The sequence below is a fragment of the Rhizobium sp. BG4 genome, assembly GCF_016864575.1.
In the GTDB taxonomy this organism is placed as follows: Bacteria; Pseudomonadota; Alphaproteobacteria; order Rhizobiales; family Rhizobiaceae; genus Rhizobium.
In genome coordinates this window covers 387,225-400,503 of sequence record NZ_CP044126.1, presented here as the reverse complement: position 1 = coordinate 400,503, position 13,279 = coordinate 387,225, and the positions used below count along the sequence as shown (strand labels likewise).

Genomic DNA, 13,279 nt, shown 5'->3' with positions numbered 1-13,279 from the left:
GGAGTGCCATGACGACCGCTCAAAACTCGGCCCGCCTGATCATCGAAATGCGATCGCTGGCGAAGGACCTCTTTGCCACCGGCATCAATGCATTGAGCCTTGCCGGATCGGGCAACGTCCACTTCCACCCCAGAATGGCGCAGCTCGCCTGCCTCGACGCCGTCCGCAGCGCCGCCTTCCAGTATTTCCAGACCGTGTTGGTAACGCATTCGACCATAGCTGAAGACGCATCATTTTCGGCATCGAAACTGCTCGAACTTGCCGAAGGCGCAGGCACCATCGACGGAGCCGTGGCGATCGTCAACGGGCGCATCCAGAAAGGCCCATGCAACAACCGCCTCGCGCTGAGCTTTGCGCTCGCCGCCGCAAAAGCGCGCCTCCACCGCCCCTGGATTTTTCTCAGCGGCACGACAGGCCACCGCGAACACCGCTATCACTCCGCAGGCGCCCTCGTCGACGCCGGCACATGCCCCTGGATCTGGCCGCTCGGAAAGCAGGCCGATGACCTGCCGGTCGATCTTCTGCCACTGCTCGCCGACGCCGGCGGTCTGTTGATGGCCGATGCAGCGGCGTCCTATGCGATGAATATCGATTTGATTCTGCTGGCTTGATGTTTGGCCGACCTATCGGCCTCGCGGCGCCGATCGCTGCTGCCTGAATTTCCGCCATAAAAATGCGATGATAGAGGGCGCTCTTGCATCAACTTTGCAAGGGTTTCACTCCAGCGTTGACTTTTGTCAGTGCTGATGACTAATGTCAGATATCGTTTCCTGAGATGAAAAATGCCAGTTCGATCTACCGATCCAATAATCCATAAGGCCGCTTGGCTCTACTATACGCATGGCCTGCGTCAGGACGAGGTTGCCCAGCGCCTGGAAATCTCCCGCGCATCGATCGCTACGTACCTGAGGCGAGCGCGCGAGATGGGGATCGTCACGATCACCACCTCCTCCGAACTCTTTACAGACGACGTGCTTGCGCGGGAACTGGAAGATGCGGTCGGCCTGAATACGGTCTGGATCGTGCCGGAGGACCGCCAGGCCATGAATGCGGAGGCCGAGATGCCGGTCGTCGCGGCATCCGTATTTCTCGAACTGATCAACAAGGGTGACCGCATCGGCGTTGCCTGGGGCCGCACTGTCTATCATATCGCGGACGTCATGCCCTTTGCCGATCTGCGCGGCGTGACCGTCGTTCAACTCTGCGGCAATCTCGGTGCGCCCTATTCCTATCGGCCCGACCAGTGCACGACGGAAATCGCCCGCAGGCTCAATGCCGAAGGGATCAATCTCTATGCGCCGCTCGTGCTCTCCTCGGAAAGGCTTGCCGAGGAGCTTCGCGCTGAGCCAGTAATTCGCGAGCAGCTCGCAACGATTTCCGATTGCGATCTGGCGCTCTATTCGGTGGGTGGCATCGAGAAGGACAGTCATCTCGTCAAATGCGGCGCGCTTTCGGCTGGCGAAATGGATGAGATGGGCGCCAAGGGTGCGGCCGGGGTCATTGCCGGGCAGCTCATCGATCGGGACGGCCGCTGGATGGATTGCTCCCATAACCGGCGCTGCATGTCCGCCGATCTGACATCCATCCGCTCGATCAAGAAGCGCATGCTCGTCGTTCAGGAAGACAACAAGTTTGAATCGCTGGTCGCGGCCCTGAAGGGCGGCTTCGCCTCGCACCTCATCGTCACGACATCGATGGCGCGTCGCGTGCTGGAGCATTGGAGCCGCGAGGGGCTTGGCAAGGGTGGTTCGGGCACGCCTTGACGCCCACAGGTTCGGGTCCGCCGATGCCGGCTGGGCCGGTTTATCGGGAGGATGACATAATGGAAAATCTCTGGCGCGACGATGACGCCGAAAAGGTCGTTTCAGACTATGCGGCCAAGGGCGTGAACCGCGATCTGGCGCTGCGCACCTATACGACACGTCTGCTCGGCGGTGAGCCGCGGCTGGTTCTGCATGGCGGTGGAAACACCTCCGTGAAAACGGAAATGACCGATCTCGTCGGCGACACCCATGCCGTGCTCTGCGTCAAGGGCAGCGGCTGGGACATGGGTACGATCGAGCCGGCTGGCCTGCCGGCCGTCAAGATCGGCGCGCTGCTGAAGAGCCGCAAGCTCGCCAGTCTCGGCGACGAGGACATGGTGACGCTGCTGCGTGCCAATCTCATCGATCCCGGAGCGCCCAACCCGTCGGTGGAAGCGCTGCTTCATGCCTTCCTGCCGCACAAGTTCGTCGATCACACCCATTCGACTGCCATCCTCGCCATTGCCGACCAGGCAAGGAGCCGGGAGATGAGCGCTGAGCTCTTCGGCAAGAAGATGGGCTTCGTGCCCTATATCATGCCCGGTTTCGCGCTCGCCAAGGCGGCCGTCGAAGTGTTTGAGCGGGACCCGACGGTCGAAGGCCTGATCCTCGACAAGCACGGCATCTTCACCTTCGGCGAGAGCGCGAAGGAAGCCTATGACCGGATGATCCATTACGTCACGGTCGCCGAGGATTACGTGAAGGACAACGGCCGCAACGTCTTCACGCCGGCCGCCCTGCCGTCTTCTCTCGCAAGCCCTGACGACATCGCCCCCATGCTGCGCGGCGCTGTCGCTGTCGACCGGGGCGAGGGGCGTTATGACCGGATGGTGAGCGTCTTCCGCACATCGCCGGCCATTCTCGCTTTCGTCAACGCCGCTGAACTATTGGATATGGCGGCGCGCGGTGTCTCGACCCCCGATCTTTCGATCCGCATCAAGACCGGCCCGATGGTACTGCCGGCGCCTGCCAGGGACGACCTCGCAAGCTATCGCGATGTCATCGACAGCCACGTTGCCGCTTTTGCTGCCGACTATACGGAATACTTCCGCAGCAACGATGCGCGCGACGACGTCAAGCGCATCATGCTCGACCCTATGCCACGTCTGACGCTGGTGCCAGGCCTCGGCATGTTCGGTCATGGGCGGACCTTCAAGGACGCGACGATTGCCGTTGATGTCGGCGAGATGTGGATCGAGGCTGCGCGCGATGCCGAATCCGTGGGACGCTTCGAACCGGTAAGCCGCCCGGATCTCTTCGATCTCGAATATTGGTCGCTTGAGCAGGCCAAACTTGCCGGTGCCAAGCCGAAGCCGTTCACGGGGCAGGTCGCCATCGTCACCGGTGGGGCGGGTGCTATCGGTGCGGCTGTCGTCAAGGCTTTCGCGGCGGAGGGCGCCCATGTCGTGGCGCTTGATCTCGATGGCGAAAAGGCCGCGGCGGTCGCCAAAGCCGCCGGCAATAATTCGATCGGCATCGCCTGCGATATCACCGATTCCAGTTCCGTGCGGGCAGCCTTCGACAAGGCCGTCGCCACCTTCGGCGGCGTCGATATCGTCGTCTCCAACGCCGGTGCCGCCTGGGAAAGCCCGATTGCCACGATGGACGACGCCGTCCTGCGCAAGAGCTTCGAATTGAACTTCTTCGCCCACCAGACCGTGGCACAGAATGCGGTGCGGATCATGAAGGAGCAGGGAACAGGCGGCGTGCTGTTGTTCAATGCCTCCAAACAGGCGGTCAACCCCGGTGCCAAGTTCGGCGCGTACGGGCTGCCGAAGGCAGCGACGCTGTTCCTCTCCCGGCAATATGCACTGGAGCATGGCGTCGACAACATCCGCGTCAACGCCGTCAATGCCGATCGTATCCGCTCCGGCCTGCTCAACGATGAGATGATCGCCAACCGGGCTGCAGCACGCGGCGTCTCCGTCAAGGACTACATGGGTGGCAACCTGCTCGGCCTCGAAGTGACGGCAGAAGACGTCGCCCGTGCTTTTGTCCATCAGGCACTCGCCGAGCGCACGACCGCCGATGTGACCACTGTCGACGGCGGTAATATCGCTGCGGCGATGCGCTGATCTTTCATATCACCCGCGGCCCCGCTTTCTCTGCGGGGCAAGAAAAAGGGGCGGCTCAGTGAGCCGCCCCTTTCCATTCTACCCTTCAGAAAGTCAGGGCTTCGGCATCCAGGCCGGCATGGCGACATCGGCATGGGCGAACTGCGGCAGTTTAGTGCCGAGCTCTTCCATGTTCTTGATGTCCTGGTCGTTGAGATCCTTCTGGGTGATCAGCGTCGGCGGGACGATGACCTGCTTGCCCGGATCTTCGCCGGCCAGCAGCATGGCGAGCGAGCGCACCGAGACCTGGCCGACCACGGCCGGGTTGGTCGCCGCTGTCGCCGCCCAGGCGGAGCCCGGCTCGCGCATGGCGGCGATGTCGGAGGTTGAGATATCGGCCGAATAGATCTTCACGTTGGAAGAGAGGCCGGCTTCATCGACGGCGATCTTCACGCCCTTGGCGAATTCGTCGTAAGGGGCGAACATCACGGTGATGTCAGGATTGGCAGAAATTACCGAGCGTGCCTGATTGGCGACCGAGTTTGCAATCGGGTTGTCCATCGTGCCGAACTGGGCAGCTTCGTTGATGCCCGAATACTTGCCCTTGAATTCCTTCCAGGTCTCGTCGCGGCGGTCGAGCGGCGCGATGCCGGCGACATAGACGTAACCCGCCTTGAAGCTCTCGCCGTTATCCTTGATCGCCTGCTCAAGCGCGAGGCGGGCGAGGTCACGGTCGGACTGTTCGACCTGCGGGATCTTCGGGTTCTCGACGTTGACGTCAAAGGCGACGACCTTGATGCCGGCGTCGACGGCACGCTGGGCGGCTTCCTTCATGGATTCCGTCAGGCCGTGCTGAATGATGATGCCCTGCACGCCGAGTGCAATCGCCTGGTCGACCATATCGGCCTGGAGGGCAGCATCCTGGCGGCTGTCGAAGACCTGAAGCTGGACGCCGAGCGCCTTGGCCTGCGCTTCGACGCCGGCGAGATAGGACTGGAAGAAGTCGCCGGTCGAGAGATAGCGCACGAGCGCGATCTTCACGTCGCCCGGCTTGTCGAACGGCTTCGGCATGTCAGCTGCAAAGGACGGCGCGGCAAACGAGGCCGCGGCCATCAGCCCGAGCGTCAGCTTGCCCAGGGTTCTGCGTGTAAAATTCATGTCAGTCTCCTCCACTGGTGAACTTTGGTTATCCGCTGAGGCCTCCCGCCTCAGCGTTTGCCTCTTTTCGAGAGCGCAAAGGTGAAAATCAGGGCGATGACGAGGACGGCGCCCTTGACGAAGTCCTGGGTGTAATAGGGGGCATTCATCATCGTCAGGCCCTGCAGCAGGATGCCGACGAAGAGCGCGCCGACGGCAGTGCCGAAGGCATTCGGTTTGGCCGCGCCAAGCACGGCAAAGCCGATCAGGGCTGCGGCGACCGCGTCCAGGAGCAGATTGTTGCCCGAGGCGATGTCGCCGCGGCCGAGGCGGGCTGCAAGCAGGATGCCGCCGATGGAAGCGAAGACGCCGGAGATGATGTAGGCCCAAATCTTGTAGGCATTGACCGGCGCACCGGCGAGGCTTGCGGCGCGCTCGTTGGAACCGACCGCGTACATCATGCGGCCGAAGCGCGTGTATTGAAGAAAGAACCAGATCACGATCGCGAGTACGATCAGCACCACCACGGAGACCGGCACGAGATTGGGCAGGATCAGATCGAAACGGTGGCGGCCGAGCGCCAGGAAGCCGGGGCTGAAAGCGCCGGTCGCCGTCGAGCCGTCCGGCAGCGTCATGCCTGTCGCGATCGAGCGTCCCTCGGTCGGGATTCGCTGGAGGCCGAGCAGCAGGAACATCATGCCGAGCGTCGCGAGAAGATCGGGAACGCGCATGTAGACGATGATGATACCATTGATCAGGCCGACGAGAACGCCGACGGCGAGGCACGCGAGTGTCGCGGTCACCGCATCGCCGCCCATGACGACCATCACGTAGGACGACGCCATCATTGCTGTAGTGGCGACCGAGCCGATCGAGAGGTCGAAGCCGCCGACGACAAGCGTCGCGGTAACGCCCAGCGCCAGGATGCCCGTGATCGACACGGATTGCAGAATGAAGACCGCGCTTTGCGGTGAGGCGAAACCGCCGGTGACCAGCGAGAAATAGAGCACCATGCCGGCGAGCAGCACGAGGAAGCCGTATTTGATTGCGGCCTCACGGATGTTCAGGGCTGGCGGAGCAACGGCGCCGGTGGATTTGCTCTCTTCACTCATCATCATGCGCTGACCTGTTGATAGAATTGCCCGGCGAACTCGGAGAGCAGCCGATCGACATCGATGTCGGCATTGCGATGCTCGCCGACGATGGTTTGTTCCGACATCACGAAAATGCGGTCGGCGACTTCGAAGGCTTCGTCGAGTTCTGTCAGAAAAAGAATGGTGGCCCGTCCGGCTGCCGACGCCCTGAGTTTCTCGCCGATATCGCGGCGAGCTGCGATATCGACCCCCTGGAAAGGCTCGTCGAGAATGAGCAGGCGGGAGGCCTCGGAGAGCCAGCGCCCGACCATCACCTTCTGCTGGTTTCCGCCCGACAGGGTGTGCATCTCGTCACGTTCGCTGCGGCAGACGACACCGAGCGACGAAATCTGCTGGCGTGCCTTCGCCCTTTCCGCCCGCCGGCTGGCGATGCCGAGGAACGAGAGGCGGCGCAGGAAGGGCAGGCTGATATTTTCGTAGATGTTGAAATCCGGCACGATGCCGCTCATCGCGCGGTCCTTGGCGACAAGGAAGACGCCCCGGGCGATCGCCTGTCCCGTCGTCTTCGGCGCATAGCGCACCCCGTCCAGCGTCATTTCACCGGCTGACGGCGCACGCTCGCCAAACAGCGTTTCGGCGAGCGCCGTCTTGCCGACGCCGACAAGGCCGGTGACCGCAACGATCTCGCCATCACCCAGATCGAAGTCGAACGGCCGCGTCTGGTCGGAAAGCTTGAGGCCGCGAGCGCTGAACACCGGCGCGCCGGCATCGCGCACGGCGACGGCGCCGGCGGAAACCTTGCGGCCAAGCATGGCGTTGACCGCGCTTTCATAATCAAGCTCCGGCCCCTCGAAGCGGCCGGTGATGCGGCCATCGCGCAGCGTCACGATGCTGTCTGCTAGGCGGCGGATATCCGACATGCGATGCGAGATGTAGAGAATAGCGACGCCGCGCGCCTTCAGGCGATCGACGAGATCAAACAGCCGGTTCGCCTCAGCGCTGGAGAGTGACGACGTCGGCTCGTCAAGGATCAGCACTTTTGGCTCGTGCGCCATGGCGCGCGCGATTGCCACCATCTGCCGGTCGGCAAGCGTCAGGTCGTTGATATTGGCGCCCAGATCGATCGCGAGCCCCATGCGGGACGCGACCACGGCAGCCTCGCGCCGCACCCTGCGCGGATTGAAGAACAGCCGCGCCCCGCGTCCGTTCAGCCGGTCGAGCGTGAGGTTGGTCGCCACATCGAGATCGGCAACGACGCCGTCATTGATGTTCTGGTGAACGGTGACGACGCCAGCGCGGATCGCTTCAGCCGGCGTCGCCGGATCGAAAGCGGTCGCAGCCAGCGTGATCGTGCCCGCGTCTCGCATGTAGACCCCGGAAAGGATGCGGACGAGCGTGGATTTGCCGGCGCCGTTGGCGCCCATCAATACCGTCACCGCGCCTGCCTTGAGGTCGAAGTCCACACCCTGCAGGACCGGTACCGGACCGAAGGATTTGCGCACGCCCTCAATGCGAAACAATGCCTGTTCGCCCATTTTCTCCTCCCATTGATCCCAAGTTAGGACAGCATCTCGTCAAATGTCAAGGCGGTTGACATTTGACAGAATGATGCCTTAGCTGTGGGCAAAGAGGACATGGCGGCAGGCAGAGGAGGCGGCCCCATGTTGAGGAGGAGAACCTATGGATAGCCACGTCTTTGAGGCGTTGAGTATAGAGTCATTGCCGGTACGGCTCGGCGGCAACGCTGCGATCACGCAAAGAATCGGGGACGATTGCGGCCGTTGGCAGGTCCATGAGGTCGGTGACGGCAACCTCAACCTGGTGTTCATCGTCACCGGCGCGAGAGGCACGGTAATCGTCAAGCAGGCGTTGCCCTATGTGCGCCTGGTCGGCGAGAGCTGGCCGCTGCCGCTCAAGCGCTCGTTCTTCGAATATCATGCGCTGAAACGCCAGGGCGCGCGTGATCCCGGCATGGTGCCGGAAGTCCTTCTCTTCGACGAGGCGCAGGCCATCATCGTCATGGAGTTCCTGACGCCCCACGTCATCCTGCGCCGCGCGCTGATCGATGGGCGCGAGCTGCCGAAGATCGGCCGCGATCTCGGGCTGTTCGTCGCCCGCACGCTTTTCCGCGGCTCGGATCTCCATATGCCGACGCGCGACAAGAAGGCTGACGTCGCGCTGTTCAGTGACAATGTCGAGCTTTGCGACATCACGGAGAACCTCGTGTTCTCGGACCCTTACTTCGAGGCGGCGCTCAATCGTCACACGACGCCACAGCTCGATCCCCTTGTTGCCGAGCTTCGCGCCGACCGCGACCTGAAGGTGGAGGCGCAACGCCTGAAGCACATCTTCTCGGCCAAGGCGGAAACGCTCTGCCACGGCGACCTGCATACCGGTTCCGTCATGGTGACCGATGACGAAACACGCGTCATCGATCCGGAATTCGCTTTCTACGGACCGATCAGCTTCGATGTCGGCATGCTGATCGCCAATTTCTGGATGAGCTATTTTTCACAGTCCGGTCACGAGACCGCGCCGGGCGCGCGTGACGGTATGCGCGCTTACCTGCTCGATACGATCGACACGCTCTGGGAAACATTCCGCGCCGAGTTTTCGAACCTGTGGCGCACCGAGCGCAAGGGTATCCTCTATCAGGCGAGCCTCTTCGAGAGTCGCAACGATGCGCTCGCTTCCGAGCAGGCGTTGAACCTCGTCATCAACGAAATATGGGGTGAGATGCTGGGCTTTGCCGGCATCGAAATCCACCGCCGCATCCTCGGCCTTGCCCACAACGCAGATTTTGAAACCATCGCCGACCCCGACCGCCGCGCGCATTGCGAAAGCAAGGCGCTGACGTTCGGGCGCCACATCGCCGTCAACCGGCAACGTATCCACAGTCTCCGCGACATTCGCGAGACGGTGGAGCGGCTAGAAAAGGAGACTATCGCGTGAAAGTCGGAGAACGCCATTACCACACTATATGGCTCAACGACGACGGCCGCGCCGTCGATATCATCGACCAGCGCTGGCTGCCGCACGAGTTTCGGGTCGTTACGCTGAAGACCGTCGCCGAGGTCGCGGTCGCCATACGCGACATGTGGGTTCGCGGCGCGCCGTTGATCGGCGTGACGGCCGCCTACGGCGTTGCGATCGCCATGGCGGTTGACCCCTCGGACAAGCATCTCGACGCTGTCTGGGAAGAGCTCAACGAAACGCGCCCGACCGCCATAAATCTGCGCTGGGCGCTGAATGCGATGCGCGATCACCTGCGGCCCTTGCCGGAAAGCGAACGGGCCGAGGCCGCCTACAAGCGCGCTGCCGAAATTGCGGAAGAGGATGTTCAGCTCAATCGCGCGATCGGCGCCAATGGCCTGGATATCATTCGGAAGATCGCAGCAGGCAAGAAGCCCGGCGAACCGGTGCGCGTCCTCACCCACTGTAATGCTGGCTGGCTTGCGACCGTCGACTACGGTACAGCGACCGCGCCGATCTATATGGCCGTTGAGGAAGGCATTCCGGTTCACGTCTATGTCGACGAAACCCGGCCGCGGAACCAGGGCGCCTATCTCACGGCCTGGGAAATGAATGGCCATGGCGTGCCGCATACGCTGATCGTCGACAATGCCGGCGGCCATCTGATGCAGCACGGCGATGTCGACATGGTCATCGTCGGCACCGACCGCACGACGGCGAACGGAGATGTCTGCAACAAGGTCGGAACCTACCTCAAGGCGCTTGCGGCGCGCGACAACGGCGTGCCCTTCTATGTCGCCCTGCCGTCGCCGACGATCGATTGGACGGTGCATGATGGCATCAAGGAAATCCCGATCGAGGAGCGCTCTGCCGACGAAGTCAGCTTCGTTCAGGGAAAGGCGGCGGACGGCTCGATCGCGAGCGTGCGCATTTCACCTGAAGGAAGCCCCGCCGCCAATCCGGCCTTCGACGTTACGCCTGCTCGTCTGATCACCGGCCTGATAACCGAGCGCGGCATCGCAACGCCTTCGCCGGAAGGTCTGAAAGAACTTTTCCCCGAACGGAACTGAGACGATGACCCTATCCAACCACAAATCCACGGAAGACATCGCGCTCGGAATCCGGCGCCGGGTATTCTTCCATACGATGGCAAACAATGGCGGCTATCTGAGCCAGGCCTGCTCTGCCGCGGAAAGCCTTGCGCTGCTCTATAACGAATTTCTGACGCTCGGCGCGCCCACGCTTCCCAAGGTGCCACTGCCATTCGCAGGCGTACCATCGGCGCATAATCCCGACGCGTTCACCGGTGCTGGCTACCACGGCCCGTTCGCGCCCGAGTTCGATCGGCTTTTCATTTCGCCCGCGCATTATGCGCTGGTCATCTACTCGGCCCTGATCGAGACAGGCCGCATGGACGAGCATGCGCTCGACCATTTCAACAAGGACGGCGGGTCGGTGGAGATGATCGGCGCCGAACATAGCCCCGGGATGGAAGTAACGACCGGCTCGCTGGCACAGGGGCTTTCCATGGCCTCGGGTGTCGCTTGGGCGCGGTCGAAAAAGGGCGAACCCGGTAAGGTCTGGGTCTATATGTCGGACGGGGAATTCCAGGAGGGACAGACCTGGGAGTGCCTCGCGGCCATGTCTTATCACCAGATCGACAATATCCGGGTGATCGTCGACGTGAACCGGCAGCAATGCGACGGTGCGATGTCCTCCGTGCTCGATCTCGGCGATCTCGCCACGCGAGTGGGCTCCTTCGGCGTCACATGCCGTTCGGTCGATGGCCACGACCTCAATGCGCTTCGGGAAGCGGCGGCCAGTGCCGAAACCGGGAAGCCGCTGGTGATCCTCGCCAACACGTCACCCTATCAGGGCATGAACTTCCTGAAGAAGCGCTTCCCGCGCCTGCATTACGTGCGGTTCAAGAGTGCGGACGAGCGGTTGGAAATGCAGACAGCCCTTGCCGCCGAACTCGGCATCGACATGAACGCAGCAGAGAGGGCCTGACCATGGTCGAGATTGTCAATCGTCCTTATGCCAAGGCGTTCGAGGCCTTCGCCGTCACGCGACCCGAGGTGCTATGCCTTTCGGCGGACCTGACCTCTTCCTGTGAGGTCGATGGTTTCAGAGACCGGCACCCCGAGCAGTTTCTCTCGCTTGGCATGGCCGAACAGAACATGTTGTCGTTCGCCGCCGGCCTCGCCATGCAGGGCCATCGCCCGTTTCTTCATACGTTTTCGGTGTTTCTCTATCGCCGTCCCTACGACCAGCTGATCAATTCCATCGCCTATTCCAATCGCAAGGTGCGCCTCATGGGCTTCCTTCCGGGGATCACGACGCCCGGCGGCATCACCCATCAGGCGATCGAAGACATTTCGGTGATGCGCGCCGTGCCGAACATGACCGTGCTGGAAACTGGCGACGCGACCGAAGTCGAAACCGTGCTCGACGTCGCTGACGCCATCGATGGCCCGGTCTATGTGCGCGTGCTGCGCGGGGAAGTGCCGAGGCTCTTCTCCACGCCGTTCGAATTCAACAAGCTGCGCACGCTTTCCGAGGGAGATGACATTCTCGTGGTGAGCTCCGGTGTCTGCACCGAAGAAGCACTCCGCGCGATTGGACCGCTGACCGATCGCAAGATCGGCGTTCATCATCTGCATGTCTCGACATTGAAACCTTTCGACAGGGCAGGGCTGCTCAAGGCTGCGCGCGGCAAGAAGGGCATCGTCACGCTGGAAAATCACCTGGTGACAGGCGGCCTCGGCTCACTGGTGGCCGAGATCCTCGCCGAGGAAGGACTTGGCATCCGGCTGAGACGGCTTGGTCTGAACGACACCTTTGCACATGGCGCCTCCAAGCCGTATCTCATGAAGAAATATGGTCTCGACGCCGGCGCCCTCGTCTCCGCCATAGAGGAGCTTCTCGGCAAGAAGCTCGATATCGGCGAGCAAGAGCTGATGGAGGTGCGCCTCGATCACGTTCATTCGGCGCAAAAGGCAGAGGCGCTTTGATGGCTCAGCGCTTTACCGTCACCTATTTCATCCGTGGGGCAGACGCTGCGGAGGCGAAAGCCCGGGCGCTCGACATCGCGCTTGAGCAAACCGTCGAGATCCCTCGTGCTGCGGTCCCGAAGGGCTATGTCGAGGATGTGATCCTCGGCCGCCTGGAGGGCCTCGAACAGGTGAGAGACGGGCGGTCGGGCTTTCTGGCGACCATCTCCTATTCCGAGGATGATGTCGGCGGCGATTTCCTGCAGTTCCTCAACATCGTCTTCGGCAACAGTTCCATCAAGCCGGGTCTGAAGGTGGAAGATATCGGTCTTTCATCCGGCATTCTCGATCTCTGCCGGGGACCGCGCCACGGCATTGCCGGCTTGCGGGCGCGCGCCGGAATAGGCCAGACGCCTCTGCTCATGTCGGCGATCAAGCCGGTCGGTTTGTCGACAAAGGAGCTGGCCAGTCTGGCCCGTGACTTCGCGATTGGCGGTGTGCATTTCGTCAAGGACGATCACGGTCTTGTCGACCAACGGACCTCTCCATTCAGTGAACGCCTGAGGGCCTGTGTCGCGGCTGTCGGCGAGGCCAATGCCAAGACCGGCGGCAGGACGAGCTTCGTTCCGAATATCACGGGACCCGCGACGGCAATTGTCGAGCGAGCCAAAGAGGCGCAGGAAGCGGGGGCGGGCGGCGTCATGATCGCACCTGCTCTTGCCGGATACGATATCATCCGCACACTCGCCGCCGATCAGGATTTCACGCTGCCTGTCGTCTCTCATCCGGCCTTCTCGGGCGCCAACGTCGTGTCACCCGATTGCGGCTTCACGCATCGTACCTTCTTCGGAACCCTGCACAGGCTGATGGGGGCAGATGCCGTCATCTATCCGAATTTCGGTGGCCGTTTCGGCTTCAGCCGTGAGGAGTGCCTGTCGATCTCGGCTGCCTGCTCGGCAGAAATGGGTGGCCTGAAAGCCATCGCGCCGGCTCCGGGTGGTGGCATGACGCTCGACCGTGTCGCCGAAATGCGCGCGGCCTATGGTAACGACATCATGTATCTTGTCGGCGGTGCGCTGCTTGTGGATCCTGGTGGTGTCATTGCTGCCTGCCAGCGCCTCGTCAGCAAGATTTATGACTGAATTTGGATCCGTGCGGCGGCTCAGCTGAGCCGCACACTTTTTGTCTGGCCCAGTAGGCTCTCGCGACCAGAAGAATTTCGGCCG

The 13,279-nt window shown here is 62.1% G+C and carries 11 protein-coding genes; 8 read left to right on the top strand and 3 right to left on the bottom strand.

All coding sequences use genetic code 11. The features are described 5' to 3' along the window. The first annotated feature begins 8 nt into the window (after nucleotides 1-8). From F2982_RS21955 to F2982_RS21945, 3 genes are all read left to right on the top strand, one after another. Nucleotides 9-611, top strand: a complete 603-nt coding sequence (locus F2982_RS21955) for a hypothetical protein (RefSeq protein ID WP_203430886.1) — start codon at nucleotides 9-11, stop codon at nucleotides 609-611. A 171-nt stretch (nucleotides 612-782) separates the two neighbouring features. Then, nucleotides 783-1,763, top strand: a complete 981-nt coding sequence (locus F2982_RS21950) for a sugar-binding transcriptional regulator (protein ID WP_130281113.1) — start codon at nucleotides 783-785, stop codon at nucleotides 1,761-1,763. A gap of 59 nt (nucleotides 1,764-1,822) precedes the next feature. Continuing rightward, nucleotides 1,823-3,877: a bifunctional aldolase/short-chain dehydrogenase gene (locus tag F2982_RS21945; RefSeq protein ID WP_203430885.1), complete on the top strand. Its 2,055-nt coding sequence runs from the start codon at nucleotides 1,823-1,825 to the stop codon at nucleotides 3,875-3,877. A 93-nt stretch (nucleotides 3,878-3,970) separates the two neighbouring features. Here F2982_RS21945 and F2982_RS21940 read toward each other — a convergent pair whose 3' ends face one another. The 3 genes from F2982_RS21940 to F2982_RS21930 are packed head-to-tail and all read right to left on the bottom strand — an operon-like array spanning nucleotide 3,971 to nucleotide 7,622. Continuing rightward, entirely contained in the window at nucleotides 3,971-5,014 is a 1,044-nt protein-coding gene (locus F2982_RS21940; RefSeq protein WP_112717802.1) for a substrate-binding domain-containing protein, read from the bottom strand. A 50-nt stretch (nucleotides 5,015-5,064) separates the two neighbouring features. Further along, a complete protein-coding gene (locus F2982_RS21935; RefSeq protein WP_203431150.1) occupies nucleotides 5,065-6,108 on the bottom strand; it encodes an ABC transporter permease in 1,044 nt (347 codons plus the stop codon). Next, complete coding sequence (locus F2982_RS21930) at nucleotides 6,108-7,622, bottom strand: sugar ABC transporter ATP-binding protein (protein ID WP_203430884.1); 1,515 nt, start codon at nucleotides 7,620-7,622, stop codon at nucleotides 6,108-6,110. The genes F2982_RS21935 and F2982_RS21930 overlap by 1 nt, the downstream gene beginning before the upstream one ends. A gap of 145 nt (nucleotides 7,623-7,767) precedes the next feature. Between F2982_RS21930 and mtnK the strand changes: the two genes are divergently transcribed. The 5 genes from mtnK to F2982_RS21905 are packed head-to-tail and all read left to right on the top strand — an operon-like array spanning nucleotide 7,768 to nucleotide 13,195. Next, complete coding sequence (gene mtnK / locus F2982_RS21925) at nucleotides 7,768-9,039, top strand: S-methyl-5-thioribose kinase (RefSeq protein WP_203430883.1); 1,272 nt, start codon at nucleotides 7,768-7,770, stop codon at nucleotides 9,037-9,039. Next, a complete protein-coding gene (gene mtnA / locus F2982_RS21920; protein WP_203430882.1) occupies nucleotides 9,036-10,130 on the top strand; it encodes an S-methyl-5-thioribose-1-phosphate isomerase in 1,095 nt (364 codons plus the stop codon). Before mtnK ends, mtnA begins: the two co-directional genes overlap by 4 nt. Nucleotides 10,131-10,134: 4 nt before the next feature. Then, nucleotides 10,135-11,070, top strand: a complete 936-nt coding sequence (locus F2982_RS21915; protein ID WP_203430881.1) for a 1-deoxy-D-xylulose-5-phosphate synthase N-terminal domain-containing protein — start codon at nucleotides 10,135-10,137, stop codon at nucleotides 11,068-11,070. A gap of 2 nt (nucleotides 11,071-11,072) precedes the next feature. Next, the gene (locus tag F2982_RS21910) at nucleotides 11,073-12,074 is read left to right on the top strand and encodes a transketolase C-terminal domain-containing protein (RefSeq protein WP_130281125.1); all 1,002 of its coding nucleotides are present in this window, start codon (nucleotides 11,073-11,075) and stop codon (nucleotides 12,072-12,074) included. Beyond that, a complete protein-coding gene (locus F2982_RS21905) occupies nucleotides 12,074-13,195 on the top strand; it encodes a RuBisCO large subunit C-terminal-like domain-containing protein (RefSeq protein ID WP_203430880.1) in 1,122 nt (373 codons plus the stop codon). Before F2982_RS21910 ends, F2982_RS21905 begins: the two co-directional genes overlap by 1 nt. Nucleotides 13,196-13,279 lie beyond the last annotated feature (84 nt).